The sequence below is a fragment of the Mesomycoplasma dispar genome (assembly GCF_000941075.1).
Taxonomy (GTDB): domain Bacteria; phylum Bacillota_I; class Bacilli_A; order Mycoplasmatales; family Metamycoplasmataceae; genus Mesomycoplasma; species Mesomycoplasma dispar.
Map to the genome: position 1 here is coordinate 930,394 of NZ_CP007229.1, position 22,591 is coordinate 952,984.

The window sequence follows — 22,591 nt, forward strand, 5'->3', positions numbered from 1 at the left end:
GGGGAAAATTCAATAATGAACAACACTGAAAAAAGTGAAATAATTATCTCACTTGTTGATGTTGACAAAGAATTTGGTGATAAAAAAGTTTTGAACCAAATAAATTTGGACATTAAAAAGGGGGATTTTGTCACTCTTTTAGGTCCTTCAGGATCTGGAAAAACAACAATTTTAAGGTTAATTGGTGGTTTTGAATGAACAACCCGTGGTGAAATTAAATTCAACGGCATCGACATTAAAGACATTCCCGCCCATAAACGTGATACAGCCACAATTTTTCAAGATTATGCACTTTTTCCACATTTATCAGTTAGAGGAAATATCGAATTTGGACTTAAATTAAAGCGAATTAAAAAAAGCGAGACTGAAATTCCTGATTCAGTTTGGAAAAATTTCGCTGAGTTAAAGAAAAAATGACAAGCAAAGCAAGATGAAAAAATTGCTGAATTAAATGTTTTACAAGCAAACCTGGACAAACAGCTTGAAAATCCAAATTTGTATGAAAAAACACGTCGAAAATTACAGGATAAATTAGATGATTCTGACTTTAAATATTCAAATTGAGAAAATTATGTTTTTTCAAAATCAGAAAGTTTTGAAAAAAAATATCTTACCCGAAAAATAACAAAAGCCGAAATTGATAAGGAAATTAGCGACATTATTGAACTTGTTGGTCTAACTGGCAATGAAAATCGCGCAATTTCTGAACTATCAGGTGGTATGAAGCAAAGAGTTGCATTGGCAAGATCACTTGTCATCGAACCAGAAATTGTTTTATTAGATGAACCTTTATCAGCATTAGATGCTAAAATTCGCCAAAAAATGCAAGTTTTTTTAAAGAGAATTCAGCAAAAACTTGGTTTAACCTTTATTTTTGTAACTCATGACCAAGATGAAGCGCTGCAATTATCCGATAAAATTGCAATTATTCGAAACGGTCAAATTGCGCAATATGATGAACCAAAGCAGATTTATGACTATCCAGTTAACAAATGAGTTGCTAATTTCATCGGTGATTCTAACTTTTTTGATGCAAAATTTATTCAAAAAAATCAAGTTGAAATTCTTGGCGTTCCTTTATACACAATTCACACCGAATTTCAATCTAACCAAAAATTAGATGCACTTATTCGGCCTGAAGACATTGATATTGACCTAAATTCAGGATATTTTAAAGGAAAAGTTGTCCAAAATATCTATAAAGGTTCATATTATTGACTTGATATTAAAGTTGGAAATAAAATAATTTACGTCGAAACTAACGATTTTTACGACCTTGAGACCGAAGTGTACTTAAAATGAGACGATGATGCGATCCACTTAATGGAGATTGAAGATGGAAATTCTTAAATTTTTTGAAAAATTTTGACAAAATTTTAAAAAAAATTTAAATCCACGTATCAGTCTTGTTATTCCTTATGCAATTTTTGCATTAATTTTAATAGTCATTCCACTAATTTTACTTTTTGTAAAATCGGTAACTCCACTTTCAACTCACGGTCAAAGTTTCGATAATCATTTGTTGGTTAAAGAACAAACTACCTGACAAATTATTGGCCGTTCAATTTTTGTCGGATTAGTTTGCGCTTTCATTTGTTTGATTTTAGCATTCCCGTATGCTTTTTTTGTTGCTAGTTCAAAGTCAAAAATATTCAAAATTTATTCACTTTCTTTAATAGTTACGCCTTTAATTATTTTCACAATCGCAAAAGTTTTTGCACTTCGTACTTTATTTTTGGCGATGTTTGACGAAGGTAATCTTAATAATAATTCTTTTATGATTGTTGGTCTTATTTTTCTAAATTTTCCTTTTATGGTATTGCCGCTTTATACAATTTTTCGTGATATGCCGAAAAATTTACTTGAAGCAGGTACAGATTTGGGTTATTCAAAATTTTGAGTTCTGATAAAAGTAGTTTTACCTTATAGTTTTCGGGCAATTAGTTCAGGTTTTGCCCTTGTTTTTCTAATGGCAGCAACCTCAATTGTTGTTTCAGACAAACTACTTCCAAACGGTTCGCAAAACCAATTAATTGGAAATTTAATTAATAATTCAGCAAATACCGCAAACCCTTTTGATTTAGCACGTGTTTCTTCACTTGTTTTAGTAACACTTTTAGTTTTTATCGGAATTTATACACTAATTCATTTCACACCAATTATCATTATGAAATTTAAAGGATTTAAATATGACTAAAATAATTGATTTTTTCCAAAAACATGAGATTTTGAAAAAATCATATGTTTGGTTTTTAATTACAATTTTTTACATTCCAATTATAGTTGGTGCAATTTTTGCTTTTAACGCTCCTTCAAAAAAAGGTTTTGTTTCTGCAACTTGAAATAAATTTACATTGCAAGCTTTTGATGAATTTGGAAAAGAAAGTTTTGCATCTGCGTTTATTAACTCACTAATTATTGCCTTTTTTGCCGCAATTGTTGTTATTTTTCTTTCACTTTTAACAGTTTTTGCCCTTTGAAGACAGAAAAATAAAACCGCAAAAACTTATGTAACACTAACCTCAAATATCCCCTTAATCAATCCAGATGTGATTACTGCCGTTGCACTTGCGACAATTTTAGGTTTCCTATTTGGTTCGCTTTCTGCAGCTCATGAAGGTTTATACCGAGCAATTATTTCCCATATTGTTATGACTTTACCTTACGGAATTCTGCTTTTATTCCCAAAAAGTGAAAAATTTTCCCTTAGTTTGTATGAAGCAGCACAAGATTTAGGTTATTCAAAAATGAAAGCCTGATTTTTAATTTACTTAAAACATATGTCGCCAGCAATAATTTCTACCTTTGCAGTCGTAGTTTTTCTATCTTTCGATGATTTTATAATCACAAAAATTACATCAAATGCGCAAACAGTTGGGACGCTTTTATATCAAGGAACTTTTAAAACTTGAGCGCTAATGTTAGGAACAATTATGCTTTTTGTTTCCGTTATTTCTAATTTAGTTTGAATTTATTATAAAAACAAAAAGGAGCAAAAATGAAAAAAAGTTTAGTTAGTCTCTTTGCTAAAATAACCTTAGGAATTTCGCTAATTAGCGTTGTTTTTGCTGCATCTTTTTCAAAATCTTATTTTCCTTTCAAACCAGTCATTTATAATTATGAAGCTTATATTTCCGACCAAGGTCGCGATGTGATTAACAAAGATTTTAATTACCGTGAATTTGGTGATGTTAGTGAATTTACAAAAGCAATCGAGGATAATCGCACAATTGCGGGGGTAGGTTCTGATTTTCAAATTGCTCGTCTTGCCCAAAAAGGAAGACTGCAAAAAATAGACTATTCCAAACTTTTTCCAAATTGGGAACTTACAAAAGTTTTTGCTCAACCTGAAAATTATCAAGATTTATCACTTTCTGAAAAACAAGAGTTTGTTAACAAAAAAAGGAAAGCTTTTGAAGAGATTTTTCGCCCTGAAATTGTTGAACATATCGATAAATACGACCAGTTTATGAAAGAAGCCGATAATCCTGAAAAGGACTTAGACGTTGACAATGACGGAATAAAAGACCGTTTTTGAGAGTTTTTTATCCCTTATTATACTCAAGACAAAGTTATCGCCTACACAATTGGCGACTATGAAAGTGATGGAAAAAGGGTAAATTTGCGTGATTTTCAGAAAAACTGAAGTCCTGAATTTCGTAAGTCAATTCAAGAAAAAGGACTAAAATTTGAAGATCAATCGCTAGCAGGAATTGGAAAAACACTCCGTAAAAATGGTTATAGTTTTTTTGAATGAACCGAGGCGATGCGTGATAATTTACTAATTGGAGGTGAAAAAACCAACCAATATGGGGCAATTATTACTGAAAAAAACTATAAATCGCTAGTAGATGGTTTTATAAATTACATTGGCGACATCTCTGGTTTTGATTATACCAACCTTCGCCATAATGTTTTTAAAACTTCTGGTCTTGATTTAGCAAATTCAGTAATTGATCCCTCTTTAAATCAAGATGTTGGATTTTTATACAACGGCGATGCTCTCGATGCTCATTATTCTAAAGATAATTACGAAGAACTTGAAGAAGAAAATACAATCGCGATTATCCGACCTAAAAACAATTTAACACTTTTGGATGGATGAATTATCTTGAAAAATACATCGCCTGAATTGACTGATAAAGTTTATAATTCGCTCTACGAAGGAATTTTCAAAGGTGAAGAACTTGAATTTGACGAACTAGTTGATGCGGCTAAGTCTGAGGTTGAATTCAATTATGTGCAGAATTCAGAAACCGAAAAATTCGAAACTAAAAAGGGTAAAGGATTCAAGTTTGACTATGAATCACTACCTGTTTTAGCAAATTTTGATTATATAAACTATACACCTTCATTCAAAAAGTCATTCGAATTTTTCAAAAAATTCTACTTTAATGATGCGGTTGCGACTGTTCGCGAAACTGAAGATGGCGAAGATGAATCTGTGTTAGTCGATGAAAATGATGAAATTATCAGCGATCCAAAAAACTTAAGTTTTACTAAAATAAAATCAGAAATTTCCGAAAAAACTTCGCTTCGTGCGCTAAATATGTATCTCTCACAACAAAGCCAACAAACTTTGTACGGAAATATGCCAACAGAAAATAATGTTGACGAGGGTCGCTATTCAATAAATTACACTTTCCTAAAGCCGCTTGATGAACAATTAGCTTCTCAAATTCGAACTTACTATAATTTAAGAACAAAAAATTAATTAATTTTCCTATTTAATTACGAAAATATTTAAATTTTATAAATTTTTCAATAATTATTGTAAAATTTTTCTTATGCTAAAAATTACAAAATTTTTAAAAATTGCTTTCGCTTTCACACCAACAATCACTTTTTTATCTTGTGGTCAAGTAATTTCACAAGCAGAACAACTTTTGACAACAAAAGATAAAAAAGATTCACCATATGTAAAAATAGATGAAAAAACAAAATCATTTACATTGGATTTGTCGACATCTGGAATTGAAAAGATCGAAAAATCAGCATTTTTCAGTCTAAAATCACGTTTTTATCAAAAAATAAACGCTCAAAATTCAGAGCAAAAAGAATCTGATGAAACTAAAAAAGATGAAAAAAAGGTCGATGATTCAAAAAAAGACACAAAAAAAACTGATGATTCAAAAAATAAAATAAACTTTTATTTTTTATCAAAAATAATTTTTCCTGAATCACTTAAAGAAATCGATGACTATGCCTTTTACGCCGACAGCGCAAATTTGCAAGACAGTGAAAAAATTGTTGAACTTGATTTTTCTAAGGCAACCAAACTTAAAAGAATTGGCAATTTTGCTTTTCAAGGCAACAACATAAAAAAACTTGTTTTACCGCCATTAATTACTTCAATTGGAAAGCAGGCTTTTGCAAAAAACAAATTAGAACAAGTAGATTTTTCACAAGCAACAAAATTAGAAACTATTCAAACTGGTGCTTTTTTCGACAATAAAATTAATGAACTTGATTTTTCGGGAAACACTGAACTTTCAGAAATTTTTCTAGCAAGTTTTGAGTCAAACCAAATTGCAAAAGTAAAATTTAATCCAAACGGAAAACCGCTCGTAATTAGAGACTCCGCCTTTAAAGATAATATCATTAAAAACGAAACAGATTTAGAAAATCTTCCTAAAAACAGTAAAATCGAAGGTATTTTTAATTAATTTTTTAAAATTTTGCCTTTTATTTTATATAAAGAGGGGAAACATTAATTAAATCATTCTCTTTTTTAAACAACTTTTTAGCATCGGCGAAATTTGAGAAAATCAAGTTATAATTTATTTCGCTGCCCTTATTAGTTTTTTCTTTAATTTCGAAAATTTCAGAAAATATTTTACCTTCTTTTGCAAAAGCGCTAAATTGCGATTTTTCACTATAATCAACATAATATTGCTTATTTTCTGTTTCTTTGAACGATAACAAACTAAAAGTAGAAGTAGTTCATAACTCTTTTTTTTCTAATTGTGCAATTGTTCGAAAAAAAGTTAGCCCAATCCGACATCCGGTAAAACTTCCTGGTCCTAAATTAATAAAAAACGCTGTAAATTCCGTGATGTTTTTATTATTTTTGACCAAAATTTGCCTTACTAATTCAGGTAATTGATCTGCTTTGTTTTTTATTTCGCTGACGATAAAGTCAATTAATTGAAAATTTTTTTCAAAAATTGCGAGTGCTAAATATTTGCCTGTTGTATCAATAAAAAAATTCATAATATTTAAAACATTTTAATACAAAAATGTAAAAATGTTTTAAATTCAATACTTTTCTGTCTTAAATTTTGGCGGATATCTTCTTCAAGCAAGAAAATATTTGCTTGGTTTACTAGTTAAAAAGTTTACGTTTGAAATTTTTATTCGGTATTGCCCATCTTCAAAGGCGTGAAAACTTATTTTGTCATATGGGCTTATTTCTGAATTTGCCTCAATTATTTTTTCCCAACCACCGCGAAAAATTTCGATAGAAATGTCAAAATCATTAAGTTTAGTTTCCGGTTTACCGTAAAAAGTTGTATTAAAAACTTCTTTAATATTCTTACCCAAATTGTAGAAAAAGCCGTAAAAACCAGATAAGTATTCGCCTCTTACGTATTTTTTTGAAAATTTATCATGAAAAACTATTGCTGAAAATTTCTGATCTTTTCTTAACTCAAACGGACTTGATGTATATTCGTTTCCATCAAATTTATTATATAAATAATTGCCTTGTTCTAATGTTAAATGTGCATCTTTATAATTTATAAAACCAAAACCTTCATTTGAGTGAGCGCCGTCAAATCCTAAGTTGCTATTTTCTGAAGGTGATGCCGCTAACGAAAGTGCAGTGATAATTTTAAGATTTCTTTCCTTTAATTCTTCATAACCATCAAAACTAGAAGAAAGTTGGCTAAAAAGTGCCGCTAACAAAAAGGATGAATAAAATTCGATATTAGAAAAATGTGAATTCAATTGATAACTAAATTTTAATTCAGGAACGATAAAATGATTTGATTTTACAGTTCCAGCACCATTACCAAAAATTTTTGTATAGGTTAACATTCTGTTATTTGTTTTAAAACGGTCATCTGTTTTAGCAAAAAAACTGAAATTGCTGTTAATTTCGTCACCAGGAATCCTACTTCCATCAAAAAAGTTTATAATTCCGGTTTTATCACTTCAAATATCGAGAAAATCACCAAATTTCATATGTTTTTCACCGTTTTGAAGAAGACCGTTTAAAAAAGTTCGTTCTTGTTTATATAAATGCAAAACCATTTCAACGCCGACTGTTTCAAAATGTTTAAGACCTTGCAACCATTGTTCTTTTGTTTTAAAACGGTAGATAATTAAATTGGAATTTGGTGAGAAAAATTGAAAAATTGACTGTAAATTATTATAGTTTATATTATTTTCTCTCCCGTTTTCTTCGATTATAATGCCAACTTTGACGTTTCTATTTAACTGATTTAAATTTTTATCAAAATTTAATTTCTTCGCCAATTCCTCAAAGTTAAAATTGAGATCTAATGGATCAGAAAAAACTGGGCTTTTTTGACTAAAAATAAAAAACGGACTTAAAACTAACAAACTAGAAACTGAAGCCAACTTAAAAATCTTTTTCATTTTTCATTTCCCCTTTGCTTTTATTCTTTTTCTCACATATATTTAATTTTTTTTACTTTTTTCTTCTTAAAAAAGTAAAATCAGTATCATTTTCCTTAAATTTTCTTTTTTTAATAGGAATTCTTCATAAAATAAAGTATAATTTAAAGAAACTTTTAGGGTTAATATGGATTCAACTATTCTCATTAAACTTTCTGGCGAAAGTCTTGCAAATAAGCAAAAATCACTCGCGATTGATTACGAACTTGTGCGTGAAATAGGTTCTCAACTTAAAGAAATACAAAAATTAGGACACAAAATTTTAATAGTAATTGGTGGCGGCAACTTTTGACGCGGAACTTCGGCCGCTAAAAACGGAATAAATCGCAACACTGCAGATTATATTGGGATGTTAGGAACTGTAATGAACGGGCTCGCGCTTGAATCAGTTTTTCGGGATCTTGGGATAAAAACGCGAGTTTTATCTTCAATGGGTTTAGATCCACGAATTTGCGAATATTTTGTAAGAGAAAAAGCCATGAAATACTTGACCGATGGAAAAGTTTTAATTTTTGTCGGCGGAACAGGACGTCCATTTTTTACAACTGATAGCGCAGCGACACTATTTGCATCCGAAATGGGGGCAAACATTATTTTAGTTGGAAAAAATAATGTTAATGGCATTTTCGATTCTGATCCAAAAGTCAACCCAAATGCTGTTAGATATGATAAAATTACTTATGATCAAGTTATTGAAAAAAACCTTAAAGTTATGGATTCAACAGCTTTTTCAATGGCTCGTGATAACAAAATAAAATTATTAATTTTTGATATTAAGGAAAAAAATAGTATCACAAAATTAATAAAAGGTCAAACTAAACACACGGAGGTTTACTAAAATTATGAAAAACGACAAGTCTGATAAAACAGAAAAAAATGAAAAACCAGTTATAGAATTTAATTTTTATAAAGAAATGCTCGAGCAAAAAGCTCAAGACGTTTTTACTTATCTTGAAAGAAGTTTTCAAAAAATAACAGTTGGAGCACCAAATCCACAAATAATCTCCTATATAAAAGTAAATTTTTACGATGTTTTGACTCCAATTAACGAAATTGCTTCAATTTCGGCGCCAGCACCGCTTCAACTTTTGGTAAAACCTTATGAAATGTCTGTTGTTAAAGAAATTGCTACTGCAATTGTTGCATCAAAAATTGATGCACAAGTGCAAAAAGAAGCAAATCAAGTGCGTCTAATTTTCCCTGAACCAACCCAACAAAAACGTCAAGAAAGTGTACATCAACTAAAAAAAATTCACGAAGAAGCGAAAGTAAGAATGCGACTTGTTCGTCAAGACATTAACAAACTTATTAAAAAAGAAGAATTTTCTGAAGATCAAGAGAAAGACTACTTGAATCAAGTTCAAAAGAATATAAATTTACAAATAGAAAAAATTGACGCACTTTATAATAAAAAAGTGGAAGAAATCCAAAATATTTAGCAATGCGGGTGTCTAACCCAATTCGTTTACCAAATGATTTTTTTCATCGGGTTTTATCTTCATTTTTAATTTTATTAATTTCTTTGCCAATTTTATTGATTGGTTATTATTTTTTTTATTGAGGGCGTGTAATCGCCTTTGTTTTTTTGGGTTTATTTTTATTTTACAGTCTTTTTGAGGTTTTTCTGCATTTCCAAACCAAAAAAACCTTTGCGTTTTTACTTAGTTTTTTTGGTCTTTTTCTATTTTTGCTTCCTGGAAGAGCAAAAATAATCGACACTATTTTTTCAAAAGAAACAAATTTCGACTGAGATTTAGTGTCTTTTTTACTGAAAAATCAAATTTTTGACTATCATATTATCGCAATTTTGCCACTTGTGATTATTGTGAACTTTTTTGATAAAAGAATTGAAAAAAAAGGCAATTTTTTAATCGATTCACTTTTGAATTTCTCAATAATCATTATTGCAAGTTTATTTTTTAAATTTCTTTGAATTTTAAATACTTTTAATTTTTTTCTAGTTATTTCATTAATTTCAATCGCAACAATTAGCGATTCTTTTGGTTATTTTTTAGGTTCACTTTTAGGTAAAAAGTTTTTTAATGTAAAATTTAAATTTTCACCCAAAAAATCTATTGAAGGCTTTATTTTCTCTTTTATTTTTGGACTAATTTTATCACTTTTAATTTTTTTAAATTTTGATTTTAGTATTAAAATATACCCAAATTTATTATTTAAAATTTTGGTAATGATTCTGCTTCCAATTGCAGCAATCAGCGGAGATGCTTTCTTTTCAATTATAAAAAGATACCTAAAAATAAAGGATTTTTCACAAATTATCAAGGCTCATGGCGGTTTATTTGACCGACTCGATTCTATTTCCTTTGTTTTTTTGGTATTTTCAATTATCATAATTATAACATCATAATTTATTTTTTAAATATGAGCGAGAGTGTTTATGAATACAAAATTTAAAAAATTTTCTCAATTAATTAATTGAGAAAATCCTTATGATTGAGATGATGTTTTAATAATTGAAAAAGAGCAAAAAAACGATAACACCACTCAAAAAGATGATAATCAACCCTTGAAATCGCAAGTATTTTCAGCTATATTTAGAAAAACTAAACTTCCAAGATTCAAGGATCTTTGTGCTTTTATAGATTTAATTCATAAGACAAATAAAAATTCTAGTTTGTTTAGTTGCAAAATTGACTTTGAATTTGAAATTGAACAAAATTATTTCTATGATCAAGATTTGCTTGATTATTTAAACGGAATAATGGAAATTATTTCGAAAAATAAGAATTTTTTCAATGAAAAGGAAATTATTAGATCTGATGCTGCGCGTTTTAAAATTGTTTTTTCTGATTCAAAAAGTTACGAATTTTTAAAGCAACATCGGGAAAAAATCCAAAAAATGATTAAATTTTTTGGACTAATTCATCTAGATGTTGATTTTTTACTTGAGGAGAAACCAGCAATTGAAAATAAATTAAACTTTGATATTAGCACAGTTTTATCTCCTATTGAATACAAACCTTCACAAGGTCGAAAAAAAAATAAAGAAAAAATAACTGACTTTGAATTTATAGATTTAAAATTTCTCCGCTCACAAAAAAATCCAAACATTCAATTTGATGCACAAATTTATAAGATTAACCCTATAAAAACAAAGACAGGTGGGCTAATTTTAAAAATTTTTCTTAATAATAACGACTACACTGAAGCCGTTTCCGTTAGTCAATTTTTGCGAAAAAATCAAAAATATGACTTAAAAGTTGGCGATTTAGTAAATGTTAAAGCACAAATAAAAGAAATATCAACAGGCTATAATTCTAATACTGATTTAAAATTGCAAAAAATTACCAAAATTAAATCATCTGAATTTTTTCCTCCAGAAAAAATTGATAACGCAAAAGAAAAAAGAGTTGAAATTGCTGCCCGAACCTGAAAATCTACTATGGATGGAATCTCGAGCGCGAAGGAATATGTTGATCACGCTTTAAAAAACGGTTATTCTGCTATTGGAATCGCCGATCTTGATTCAGTTCAGGCTTTTCCTGAATTTTATAATGCGGTAAAATCAACGAAAATCAAGCCAATTTATGGCTCAACTTTTTCAACATATAATTCAAAAATTGAAAAAGTTATTAATTCTAAAGGCGAAAATCAAAGTCTAAATTCCGCAAAATTTGTCATTTTCGACTTAGAAACAACAGGTCTTTCTGCAAATTATAATGAAATTATTGAATTTGGTGCGATTGTTTTGCAAAATGGTGTTGAAATTGAAAAGCACCAATTTTTTATTAAACCAACAGTAAAAATTCCGCACATCATAACAAAAATAACCGGAATCACACAGCAAATGATTGATCAAAATGGCTTAAACCCAGAAAAAGCTATTCAAAAAATTGAAAAAATTATCGAAAATTCAATTTTAGTCGCTCACAACGCCGTTTTTGACTTTAATTTTCTACAGCAATTTTTTAGAAAACAAGTAAAGAAATCTTTGAAAAATCCAATTATTGACACTCTTGAAGTAAGTCGATTTTTAAACCCAAGCGAAAAAAGTCATAGTCTTAAAAACGTTGCAAAAAGATTTGAAATCCAATATGATGACGAAGTGGCTCACCGCGCCGATTATGATGCTAAAATTTTGTCATCAATATGAAAAAACTTCCTTAAAATGTTAGAAAGTCAAAATATCTATGATTTAGAGACACTTTCTAAAATTAAAAGTTCAATTTTTGAGCTCCGACCCGAAAAGGTTTTTCCAAAACAACTAACAATAATCGCAAAAAATCAAGTAGGACTTAAAAAATTATATAAATTAGTCTCACTTGCAAATACGGAAAATTTAATTTCACGCCCTTTAATTTTTTATGATAAAATGCAAAAAGATGCTGATTTATTAGTAGGTTCTGGAGGTCCAGATTCACTTTTGATCCAAACAATGCTTTATTTTGGACCTGAAAACGCCAGAGAATTTGCTGAAATTTTTGACTTTATTGAAATTCCACCCCCTACAGCATTTATCCATTTAGTCAAAAGGGAAATTTTTACCGAAAAACAGATCGAAAATTTAATAAAAAACCTTTTAGATTTAGCAGATGAATTCAAAATTCCAGCAGTTGCAATTGGCGATGTTCGTTATTGTCAGACGCGGGAAAAAATTTTTTACGAACTTTATATTTACGCAAAAGCGGTCGGCGGAGTTAACCACGTTTTGTTTGATACACGGGAAAAAGAAAGAGAAGATTTTCGAAATAGTCATATTTTTCCAGACAAGCATTTCTTTACAACTGATGAATTGAAAAATCAGTTTAAATTTCTAAACAATGATAAACTAATTGAAGAAATTGTTGTTAAAAATTCCAATTTAATCGCAAATTTAATTGAAAATGACATCCAAATTATCAAATCAGGATTATATCCACCAACTTTTGATAATTCTGAAGTCAAACTAAAAGAATTTGTCTATGAAAAAGCCTATGAAAAATACGGTAATCCCTTGCCTGATTTAATTGAAAAAAGAATAAAAAATGAACTTGAGCCTATAATTAAGCACGGATTTCATGTTGTTTATTGAATTTCAAAGCGAATTGTCCAAGAAGCAAAATCACAAGGAGCGATAGTTGACTCACGTGGGTCTGTAGGTTCATCTATTGTCGCTTTTTTAACTGGAATTACCGACGTTAACCCACTTTTAGGTCATTATTTGTGCAATAAATGTAAAAAAGTGGAGTTCAATCAATCTGAACAATTTTTATCGGGATATGATTTACCAGATAAAAATTGTCAAATTTGCGAAAAACCAATGGACAAAGATGGGCATAACATACCTTTTGAAACTTTTTTAGGATTTAATGCTGAAAAAGTTCCAGATATTGATCTTAACTTTTCAGGTGAAACGCAACTAAAAATGCACGATTTTGTGCGTAGCCTTTTCGGAATTGACAAAACTTTTCGAGCCGGGACAATTTTGACTAACGCTGAAAAAACTGTTTTTGGTTTAGGACGTAAATTGGGAGAATTTCGCGCTGCACTCGATCCAAAATTTGACACTAACAAAGAAATTCCTTATTTTGCCAATTCATTTCTTGATTTTTTAGCAACAAAAGCACAAGGAGTAAAGAGAACTTCTGGAAAACACGCTGGTGGAATTATTGTAATTCCGCAAAATCAGGAAATTGAGGATTTTACACCGATTAATTTTCCAGCAAATAATGAAAAATCTGACTGAAAAACAACACATTTTGATTATAACGCCCTTCATGACAATCTCTTGAAACTTGACATTTTAGGACACGATGACCCTACAATTTTGCTTCATTTAGAAGAACTAACTCAAGTAAAATCTGAACAAATTCCGAAAAGCGATCCTAAAATACTATCACTTTTTAGTTCTTGCAAAGAATTAGGAATAAAACCACAACAAATTTTTGGCGAACTTACTGGCACAATCGGAATTCCTGAATTTGGAACACAATTTGTCCGCAAAATGCTCCAAACCGCAAAAGTAAAATCATTTGCTGACATTGTCGCAATTTGTGGTTTAGCGCACGGAACTGGGGTGTGACAAGATAACGCTGAAACGCTGATTTCTTCAAAAAATCACGTAATTAACGATGTAATTTCATGCCGTGATGACATAATGATTTACCTTTTGAAAATGAATCTTGAACACCGCGATGCTTTTAACATTATGGAAAATGTCCGAAAAGGTAAAGGACTTAATGAATCTGAAATTAAACTTTTAAACGAAAAAGAAGTTCCCGTTTGGTACATTGAATCGCTGCAAAAAATTGGTTATTTATTCCCGAAAGCGCACGCAGTTGCTTATGCGATGAAAGCTTGAAAAATTGCATATTTTAAACTTTATCACCCACTTGCATTTTATTCATCCTATTTTTCAATTAGACCCGATGTAAAAGACATTGAAACTTTAGTCCAACCTGCTGAAAAAATTGAAAAAAAATTGAACTCTTTAAATGAAAAAAGACTTGCAAGTCAAAAAGGTTCACAAGAATTAAGTCCAAAAGAAAAAGATTTAATTCCTTTTTTAGAAATTAGTCTCGAGCTTAAATTACGTGGATTTGAAATTGAAAAAGTTAATCTTGAAAAATCAGAAGCACAAGACTGAATTGTTAATAAAGAAAATAATTCCCTAATTCCACCGTTTATTGCAGTTGATGGAATTGGTGATATAAATGCTAGAAAAATTGTGCAGGCTCGTAATTTAAAACCTTTTACATCTGTTGAAGATTTTCAAGAGCGAACTGAAACAAATAATACAGCACTAAAAAAACTAAATGAATTAGGAGTTTTTGATAAAATTTCTAAAAAAGCACAGGTGAATTTATTCGAATAAAGTACTAAAAAATTCCAGAAAAGGAGTAAAATTATGGATATTGGTGATAATGTTTTGTGCAAAATCAAGTCGTTGCATAAAAAATATTTTTGGGTAGATATGCCGTTTGATTATGTTGGAGTTGTTTTTTTGGATGCCAAACAGTTTACCGGCGGTCGTAGAATTGAAAATTATTACCAAGTTGGACAACAACTTATACTAAAAATTGAGACAATTTCACACTTTAACAAAAAAGCTTCGCTTTCTGATAATCGGCCAATTATTTATTATGAAGAAGCTGATCAACTTCTAGAAACCCCAACCGGATTTAAAAATTTGCAAAAATTTGTCGAGGAGCAAATAAATTATGAGTCTAAATCTAAGTCTAAAAACAAAAATTAATCTTAATTTCCAAGAATTTGAAGAAAAAATTAGCGAATTTGACAAGCGAATTAATTCAAAAAACAGTCCTGATATCAATTTTTTAGGATGGAATCATTTCCCAGAAATTGCTGTTAATTTTCAAGAAATTGAAAAAATGAAAAAAATCGTTGAAAATTTACATAAAAATTCCGTAAAAGTTTTAGTTGTAATTGGGATTGGCGGTTCTTATTTGGGAGCAAAAGCTGCACTTGATTTTATTTTAGGTTTAGGACCTTTTAAAGATAAACCTGAAGTTATTTTTCTAGGTAATTCGCTTTCATCAACAGATTTATACCAAAAAATTGAATATTTAAAAACAAAAGATTTTGCAATTAATGTTATTTCAAAATCTGGTTCAACAATTGAACCAGCGATTGCTTTTCAAATTTTGTACCAATTTTTAGTTGAACAAGTTGGCGATGAGCAAGCAAAATCAAGAACCTTTGTAACAACAAGTTTAAAATCGGGTGAGCTTTTACAAATTGCAAAAGACAATAATTTTGAAACTTTTGAAGTTATCGAATCAATTGGCGGACGTTTTAGCGTTTTGTCATCGGTAGGTTTTTTCCCGATGCTTTTTGCAAAAATTGATGTTTTTGAGATTATTCAAGGCGCAAAAGAGGCTAATGAAATTTATTCTAAAAGTTCAATTTCTGAAAATTTAGCTTATAAATACGCGCTTTTTCGATTTTTACTTTACAAAAATTTCAATTATAAAACTGAAATTTTAATTTCTTACGAACCTTTCTTGATGTATTTTAACGAATGATGAAAACAACTTTTTGGTGAATCAGAAGGTAAAAATCTTAAAGGAATTTTTCCAACATCTGCTATTTTTACAACAGATTTGCACTCGCTTGGACAATTTATTCAAGATGGAAGTAAAAATTTTTTTCAAACTGTCATTTATGTTAAAAGACCAAAATTTAATTTTGAAATAAAAAAATTGGATCAATTTAATTCAAAAATCAACACTCTTTCAGGAAAAACTGTTAATGAAATCAATTTTCAAGCTTTTCTAGCGACTACATTAGCTCATTCAGAAAAAGGAAATAATCCAAATATTGTTATTGAGGTTGAAAATAGTTCGCCAAAATCTTTCGGTCATTTAGTAATGTTTTTTGAAAAAGCCTGTGCAATGTCAGCATATTTGCTTGGAGTTAATCCTTTCGACCAACCTGGAGTTGAGGACTACAAACAAGAATTAACAAAAAATTTAGGATGAACCAAATAATTTGAAATTTTTACCTTTTTTCACAATAACAAAAAATGAACTGAACGAATTTTCAAGTTAAAAATTTATTTTTAACTTGAAAATTCACTAAGGCATTTATTACTTTTTTTATAATTTAAAGTTTTTTAAAAAACTTTAAATTATAAAACCAAAAACTAATGCTAGTTTTGGTTTTAATTTTATGGTTTATTCGATTTTTTTATCATTTTTAACACTTTTTTATTATAACTTTTAAAATTTTTCAAAAATTAAAATATCATGAAAAAGATCCGTAAATTACTAATTTTTTCTAAAAATATGGTATAATTTACAAATTATGAATTTAGAAGACAAAAAAAGAACTTTAGGTTCAATTAAAAATCTCGGAATCGCGCATTTAGCCATTCGTATAATTAAATTTATCATAGGTGTTAGTGGATTTTTCGCTTTTCTTATCCCGGCTTTTTCCATAAAATCAGCAATTGAAATAAGTGGTGGATTAATTGTTCTTTTCACTGTTTGGCTTTTATTAACTATAGTTAGTAGAATTTTGCTAATTATTTATATTGTAAAAATAAGTTCGCTTGCTGATGTGTTAAGTATAAGAGACAATCCAGTAATTTTATCAAAACTCTCAACTATAAAAACGCTTTCAATTATTGGGTTTTTCATCAGTTACCTTGATGTAATTGCAGTAATTATGTTTTTATCATTAAATTCACGTTATCAAAAAGAATTATTGAATTCTGATGAAAAAACACGAATATTATAAAAATTTTTAAATTATTTATACCAAATTAAAGGAACTCTAAATATTCTGGTTGTTTCTTTAATTTTTTTATTTATGTAAAAAAACTTTTAAATTTACAGTAAATACTAGTTTCTCAAGATTGGAGTCAAAATGGATAACAAAAAAAAACTGGATCATTTAAGTGATTTACAATATAAGGTCACTCAAGAAAATTTTACCGAACCAGCTTTTGATAACCTTTACAACGACAATTATCAAGAGGGTGTTTATGTTGATGTTGTTGATGGAACACCGCTTTTTTTATCAATAAATAAATATGATTCAGGTTCAGGTTGACCTTCGTTTTGAAAGCCAATTGATGAAAATGAAATCGTTGAGGTCCTTGATTTTAGCCATTCGATTACTCGCATTGAGGTTCGCTCGAAAAAAGCAAATTCACATTTAGGTCATGTTTTTAATGATGGGCCTAAAAAAGAGGGTGGCAGACGTTATTGCATCAATTCTGCAGCACTCAAATTTATTCCTAAATCCGAATTAAAAGACTATAATTTAGTGCATCTTTTGAAATTTTTTGAGTCAAAATAATTTTTTTTAATCTTCTAAATTGGAAAAACAAATAAAAGACGAAGGTTTTTGAAAACCTTCGTCTTTTATTATTTAAAAGTTGAGATTAACTGGATTTTCTAATTTCAAAGTGTTTAACCTAGTTTTTCCTAATTTTTACACATCATTTTTTACCAAAAATTTAGGTTTAGAGTGTTGATTAAAAAATGTCAGTTTTTATTGCATATTTTAGTTTTTCAAACTTGTTATGAAAAACTAAAATATTTGCTCCTTCTGTTGAAGTAGTTATATCGTGTTTGAAACTTATTTTTTGTAAAAAACAAGGGAATAGTGAGTTTTTTAAATCTTAAACACTAATTTTACCTTTAAAACGGAAAATTCAGGTATAATTTTGGTTTATTTAAAGTTTTTTAATGTTTTTTAATGTTTACTTTACAATTAATTAGTTTTTATTTATCTAATTAAAACTATAAAAGTTGAAAATATATTATAATTTAAAGAGAGAAGCTACAAAAACAAGAAGGAGAAATGATGGTGTTTTATCTTTCCAGACGAAAAAAGATCGTGATACTAGGCGTTGTTGTATCACTAATTATTGGAGGTAGCAGTTTTTTTGCTAATCCACAATTTAGTGGTTTTTTGTGATTTACTAATCAAATTACATATAATTCTTCATCTCCTTCGATTGTAAGTAAAAATAACCCAAATGATTTAACTTTTTATTCGCCAGTTACAAATTCAGAATTTAAACCATTTGAAAATAATCAACCAAAAGTTGATTTAATAAAACCAAAAGTTGAAAAAGAAGTAGTAAAACCAGAAATAATTTCACCAAGCAAACCTAAAAAAGAAAGCAAAAATATAACAACAAGTCCTTCTCTCTCTCCTAGAAAACCCTCATTAAAAACTCCCGAAAAAGTTGTTGAAACTCCAGCCCCACCTGCTGAAAGAACGGTTCCGCGAATAAGAATTGAATCACCAATTGCGGGGACAAACCCTAGTAAAAGTGTAAATCAGGGATCAGTTTCACAATCTCTAATTCAAATGGCGTTAGATCGTTATAAGCAAGGTCTTGAAGCCGAAATTAAAAGATATGAAAAAAGCGTTGCACAACTACAAGCGGAAGTTAATGAAATTGAACGCTCGTATAAAGAAGATTTTGATAAAGATCATATCCGCGGAATAATTCCAAAAACTGATGCTGGTAGAGACCTTTGAAAAGAAAATTATCAGAGAAGAATTGACCTTCCTAAATATAATCTAAATCGTGAAAAAACTTATCTTGAAGAACTAAAAAGAAGACCACCAAAAACATCATTTACCGCCGAAGAATTAAAATCTTTAAGACAAGGTCTAGTTCCTTCAACTGAATCACCAAATGTTTGAGTTTATGAAGATGAGAATAAAAATCCAACCTTAAATAGACTGAAAGAACATGATAAAAAAAGAACCTTTAACACGTCTAGTCCGTATGCAATGACGCCTGATGATATTTCCAAAGGTAATTTTCCTGGTTGGACAAAATCTGATGTAAGTAGCCAATTTACAAACGAAATCGGATCTCAATACACTAAATCAATCAAGGTTTTCGAGTATAAACCAAACGAACAGAATGAAGATAAGACAAGAACACCATTAAAACTAATTGAATTAGATACAAATGACAATGATGCTTTTCAGAAATTCAAAGAAATAATGGCAAAAGTTTCTCAGAAAGATAACAAAGTTCAGGCAATAAGAATTAAAAACATCGGTGAAACTCACTCACTTCAGAACGCTGATGAAATTCTTAAAGCAATTCCAAATCAAATCAACACAGTTTCAGTTTTCCTAAATAATGTTAATGCCACCAAATCACTTCGTGGTCTTGAAGGTAAAAAATTAAAAGAATTATCAATTTATACTGAAACTAATTCGCTAAACGAAGAATGATCAATTAATCCTAATGCTTTAAATAACGTTGATTTTATTAGTTTTGACTATAATAATCAAGCATCTTTTGGTTCAACATCAGGGAAAATAGCTGGTTCCATCATCTTTCAAGGACTAAGATGGGAAAAAGGTGATGATGTTAATAAAATTAACGAAGGTCTTCGGATTGTTTTTGATTCCAAAATTGAACAAAGAGTTTTTCAAGGAAATTTTGGTGGTAAGGGCGGATGACCAACAACACTTGATTTTTCAGAAACTGAAGTAAATACTTTTAAAGGTATCAAATTCGATGAATTTGATAAAAGTTTTAATGATAAAGTAAAAAATTGAAAACATGATCCACATGCACAAGAGAATTACACTGGATTTAGAAAGTTAAAATTCAGTAAGTTGGTAATTAAAGGATCTGGTGGATCCGGTGCAAAAAGTTTAAATTTCAAATTTTCTGACCTTGATGGCGCTCAATTTACCGAAAGATTTTCCGAACCAGTTCCAGGTAATTCGCCAAGAGTTGTTGTAAAAGTTGATGGTCAACAAATAAATTCATATCCTGTTTATATATCAGGAAATCCAAGTGGCGATTCAGTTAGCCAGCTTAGAAAATTTATTGAAGTTGCAAACGGCTCTGGAAATAATATAACTCAAATTTTTGTTGAAAGCGAATCTGCAAAACAAAGTATCGGCTCAACTATTGGAACAGCACAAGTTTTAGTTGGTAAACAGAGCAATTCTTCTGGTGATTCAAGCAGTTCCGGTTTATTAAATTAAATTTTTAGGAGTAAAATATGAAAAAAAAGCACCTTTTTATGAAAAATAAAGCATTTTTTCTCCTTTTTGGTCTTAGTTTTGCTACTTTTTCGTTCATATCTTGTGGTGAAAAAAACCAAGTTAAAGAAGAAAAACCTAATCCGCCAACCCAACAAAACACAGATAAAACTGCCAATGAAAATGTTACAACAGAATTAAAAAACCAAATTAATTCTTCATATCAAACTTTTGAAAGTTCACCTTCTGAATCAACTTATAAGATTTTTTCGAAAAAACTTGATGAAATTAAAGAATCCTTGCCAAAATTGTTTCAAAATGCTGATTTAGAACAAAAACAAAGAGATTGAGATAACGCTAAAAAAACTCTTGATTTTCAAGTTGAAAAGACTAATTATCAAACTGATCAATTAACAAAATTAATTATTGGTTCGTTTTTAGATGTTTTAAAACCAGTCGAAAAAAGGCAAGAACAACCTAGCCAACCAAGACCAGAAATTCCTGAAGATCGGGTGAATCAATATTATAAAAGATTAAGTGAAATTGCTCCTAAAGGTCAAAATTGAGCAATTGTAAAAGATGGCAAAAGAATTGTTGATGATCAGTATAAATATGATTTTCCTGATAATGAATGAAAATATTTTATCGAAAAATACGGCGGTGGTGGTGCAAAAGTATTAGGCCTTGATGACCCTGATGGACTTGCAGATTATCCACTCGGGAAGACAAAAAAATTGGCTAATAATTTAAAGTCAAAAATTGATGAATTAGCAAAAAAAGCAAATCAACCTTTATATGACAATGCCTCGCAAAGAACTTTTGTTTTACCAAAAGTTGATGACTCTGGAAATATTAGCGGAATTGACATTCCCGAACATCATAAAGGCGACACTTCTCCTGCAGTTCATCTCGATGAAAAAACTGGTCAATTTCTTCGTGGCGGACCAGGAAGAGTAGGTCTTCCAAGAATTTTACCAAATGAAGAATATAAAAAACTAACAAAAAGTGCAATTGCTGTTACTTTTCGTAACGGAAGCTATTTAAAAACTCACGATGGAAAAGATGGAGTACCTGATTACTTACCACCCGATCAAGTTGTCCATTTTAGCAATAATCACCGTGGAACTTTGAATATTATTGACTATAAAAAAGAGGAAAATGGAAAATATCCGCTTACTTGGTATTTTATTACAAACGCACACGTTTTAAATCGCCTTCAAGTCGCAAATGATTATCATAGCGGCAAAATTTATGGTCGCGATGAAGATGCTTATAATTCGCATAACAGACAATATAATACTTGAAGTATTCAACTTACAAAAATTAAAAATTCAGTTGGACTTAACAACATAATGACAACAACTGGCGAATCAAGAAAAGATAATTATTATGATACAGTTAATCTTGTTGTTCGTTCAAAAAGTTCAAATATTCATAATGGTGGAAAACAACTAGATTCAAATAACCAAATTCAAGATGACAAATTAAATAACAACAATGCGATTCCAGAAAATGCAGAAATGAACGTTAGAACAATCGTTTTTGGTTCTAACGTTTTTGAAAAAAATCTAGGCGAATACACAAATCAGCAAAAATATAAAAATATGGAAGAACTCCTTGATTTTGCAATTATGGAGGTAACCTTTGATAACGAAGAACAGGCGAAAAAAATCACTGAAGATTGGTATAACGATCATAAAGATGTAAAAACTAAAGATAAATCAACTGCAATTACTTCTGAAGACAATTTTGTTGACGATAATCAATACCAAAAATTAGCCGGAAATAAATTTTACGGCCTAGGTTTCCCGCTTTCTGAAGCCGAACTACGTTCGACCTTGGATGAATTTAAAAACAAAGAAGCTTGAGATACAAGAAAACATAGCGTAAGTCCGTATGTTAATAAAGATAATGGACTTTATTATAACCAAGATGCACAAAATGAAAAATTAAAAGAAGGTGGCGATCTTTCTTGGTCAAGATCCTATCGATCTTTTATGAACAAACCAGGATTAACCGATCTTTTTATTTCAACCCCTTATGTAAGTAACGGTTTTATTAGAATCACAAAATTTGATAAATCAAGTAATACTTTTCAAACAACACCGTATTTATTTTGAGGTTTAGGAACTTTGCTTGATAATTTCACTGGTGGTGGTGGAATGTCTGGAACTGGAGTATATAAAGATAATAAACTTTATTCACTAGTTTTTGCTACTGATCCGCGCGCTTCAACGGCGATTTCACTAAATTTAAGATCTTATGGTCAAAATTATCAAGGTTATTATGGTAAGTATAATCTACCAAAATATGACCTAATTTATGGATCAAAACATCAAAGAAAATCATATTTTCAAGCAATGCAACAACTTTATAAAGATAAAAATGTAAAAACATACCTGTTCCCGAACGGTTTTGATGATTCGCAAAAAGTTGATGTTTTTGGTGACTGGAATTCTAGCAGTCAATAAAAATAACCTATCAAATTCGAACTAAAGCACAAAAATTA

At 29.7% G+C, this 22,591-nt stretch carries 17 protein-coding genes; 15 read left to right on the forward strand and 2 right to left on the reverse strand.

What is annotated here, in order from left to right:
- Positions 1-15 precede the first annotated feature (15 nt).
- The 5 genes from MDIS_RS03250 (at position 16) to MDIS_RS03270 (ending at position 5,666) form a co-directional block, all read left to right on the forward strand.
- The gene (locus MDIS_RS03250) at positions 16-1,350 is read left to right on the forward strand and encodes an ABC transporter ATP-binding protein (RefSeq protein ID WP_044635619.1); all 1,335 of its coding nucleotides are present in this window, start codon (positions 16-18) and stop codon (positions 1,348-1,350) included.
- Entirely contained in the window at positions 1,337-2,197 is an 861-nt protein-coding gene (locus MDIS_RS03255) for an ABC transporter permease (RefSeq protein ID WP_044635620.1), read from the forward strand. The genes MDIS_RS03250 and MDIS_RS03255 overlap by 14 nt, the downstream gene beginning before the upstream one ends.
- Positions 2,190-3,014, forward strand: a complete 825-nt coding sequence (locus MDIS_RS03260; protein ID WP_044635621.1) for an ABC transporter permease — start codon at positions 2,190-2,192, stop codon at positions 3,012-3,014. Before MDIS_RS03255 ends, MDIS_RS03260 begins: the two co-directional genes overlap by 8 nt.
- On the forward strand, positions 2,999-4,714 hold the full coding sequence (locus MDIS_RS03265) for a type 2 periplasmic-binding domain-containing protein (RefSeq protein ID WP_044635622.1): 1,716 nt from the start codon (positions 2,999-3,001) through the stop codon (positions 4,712-4,714). Before MDIS_RS03260 ends, MDIS_RS03265 begins: the two co-directional genes overlap by 16 nt.
- 73 nt (positions 4,715-4,787) lie before the next feature.
- Positions 4,788-5,666 (forward strand): leucine-rich repeat domain-containing protein, encoded by an 879-nt coding sequence (locus MDIS_RS03270; protein WP_044635623.1) that lies wholly within the window; start codon positions 4,788-4,790, stop codon positions 5,664-5,666.
- Positions 5,667-5,685: 19 nt separating this feature from the next.
- Here MDIS_RS03270 and MDIS_RS03275 read toward each other — a convergent pair whose 3' ends face one another.
- Positions 5,686-6,213, reverse strand: coding sequence for a hypothetical protein (locus MDIS_RS03275; RefSeq protein WP_044635624.1), 528 nt, complete (start codon positions 6,211-6,213; stop codon positions 5,686-5,688).
- A 39-nt stretch (positions 6,214-6,252) separates the two neighbouring features.
- Positions 6,253-7,602, reverse strand: a complete 1,350-nt coding sequence (locus MDIS_RS03280) for a hypothetical protein (RefSeq protein ID WP_044635625.1) — start codon at positions 7,600-7,602, stop codon at positions 6,253-6,255.
- A gap of 166 nt (positions 7,603-7,768) precedes the next feature.
- On the opposite strand from MDIS_RS03280, the gene pyrH reads away from it, so the two are divergent.
- From pyrH to mip, 10 genes are all read left to right on the forward strand, one after another.
- The gene (gene pyrH, locus MDIS_RS03285) at positions 7,769-8,479 is read left to right on the forward strand and encodes a UMP kinase (RefSeq protein ID WP_044635626.1); all 711 of its coding nucleotides are present in this window, start codon (positions 7,769-7,771) and stop codon (positions 8,477-8,479) included.
- 76 nt (positions 8,480-8,555) lie between these two features.
- Positions 8,556-9,080: a ribosome-recycling factor gene (locus tag MDIS_RS03290; protein WP_044635803.1), complete on the forward strand. Its 525-nt coding sequence runs from the start codon at positions 8,556-8,558 to the stop codon at positions 9,078-9,080.
- A 2-nt stretch (positions 9,081-9,082) separates the two neighbouring features.
- The gene (locus MDIS_RS03295; RefSeq protein ID WP_044635627.1) at positions 9,083-10,009 is read left to right on the forward strand and encodes a phosphatidate cytidylyltransferase; all 927 of its coding nucleotides are present in this window, start codon (positions 9,083-9,085) and stop codon (positions 10,007-10,009) included.
- A 30-nt stretch (positions 10,010-10,039) separates the two neighbouring features.
- Positions 10,040-14,455, forward strand: coding sequence for a PolC-type DNA polymerase III (locus MDIS_RS03300; protein ID WP_044635628.1), 4,416 nt, complete (start codon positions 10,040-10,042; stop codon positions 14,453-14,455).
- A 33-nt stretch (positions 14,456-14,488) separates the two neighbouring features.
- Positions 14,489-14,836: a S1 domain-containing protein gene (locus MDIS_RS03305; protein ID WP_044635629.1), complete on the forward strand. Its 348-nt coding sequence runs from the start codon at positions 14,489-14,491 to the stop codon at positions 14,834-14,836.
- Entirely contained in the window at positions 14,802-16,091 is a 1,290-nt protein-coding gene (locus tag MDIS_RS03310) for a glucose-6-phosphate isomerase (protein ID WP_044635630.1), read from the forward strand. Before MDIS_RS03305 ends, MDIS_RS03310 begins: the two co-directional genes overlap by 35 nt.
- A 316-nt stretch (positions 16,092-16,407) precedes the next feature.
- Entirely contained in the window at positions 16,408-16,842 is a 435-nt protein-coding gene (locus tag MDIS_RS03315) for a hypothetical protein (protein ID WP_044635631.1), read from the forward strand.
- 129 nt (positions 16,843-16,971) lie between these two features.
- Positions 16,972-17,406: a peptide-methionine (R)-S-oxide reductase MsrB gene (gene msrB / locus MDIS_RS03320; RefSeq protein ID WP_044635632.1), complete on the forward strand. Its 435-nt coding sequence runs from the start codon at positions 16,972-16,974 to the stop codon at positions 17,404-17,406.
- A gap of 507 nt (positions 17,407-17,913) precedes the next feature.
- Complete coding sequence (locus MDIS_RS03325) at positions 17,914-20,085, forward strand: putative immunoglobulin-blocking virulence protein (RefSeq protein WP_232034216.1); 2,172 nt, start codon at positions 17,914-17,916, stop codon at positions 20,083-20,085.
- Positions 20,086-20,102: 17 nt separating this feature from the next.
- Positions 20,103-22,553: an Ig-specific serine endopeptidase MIP gene (gene mip / locus MDIS_RS03330; protein ID WP_044635634.1), complete on the forward strand. Its 2,451-nt coding sequence runs from the start codon at positions 20,103-20,105 to the stop codon at positions 22,551-22,553.
- Positions 22,554-22,591: the final 38 nt, after the last annotated feature.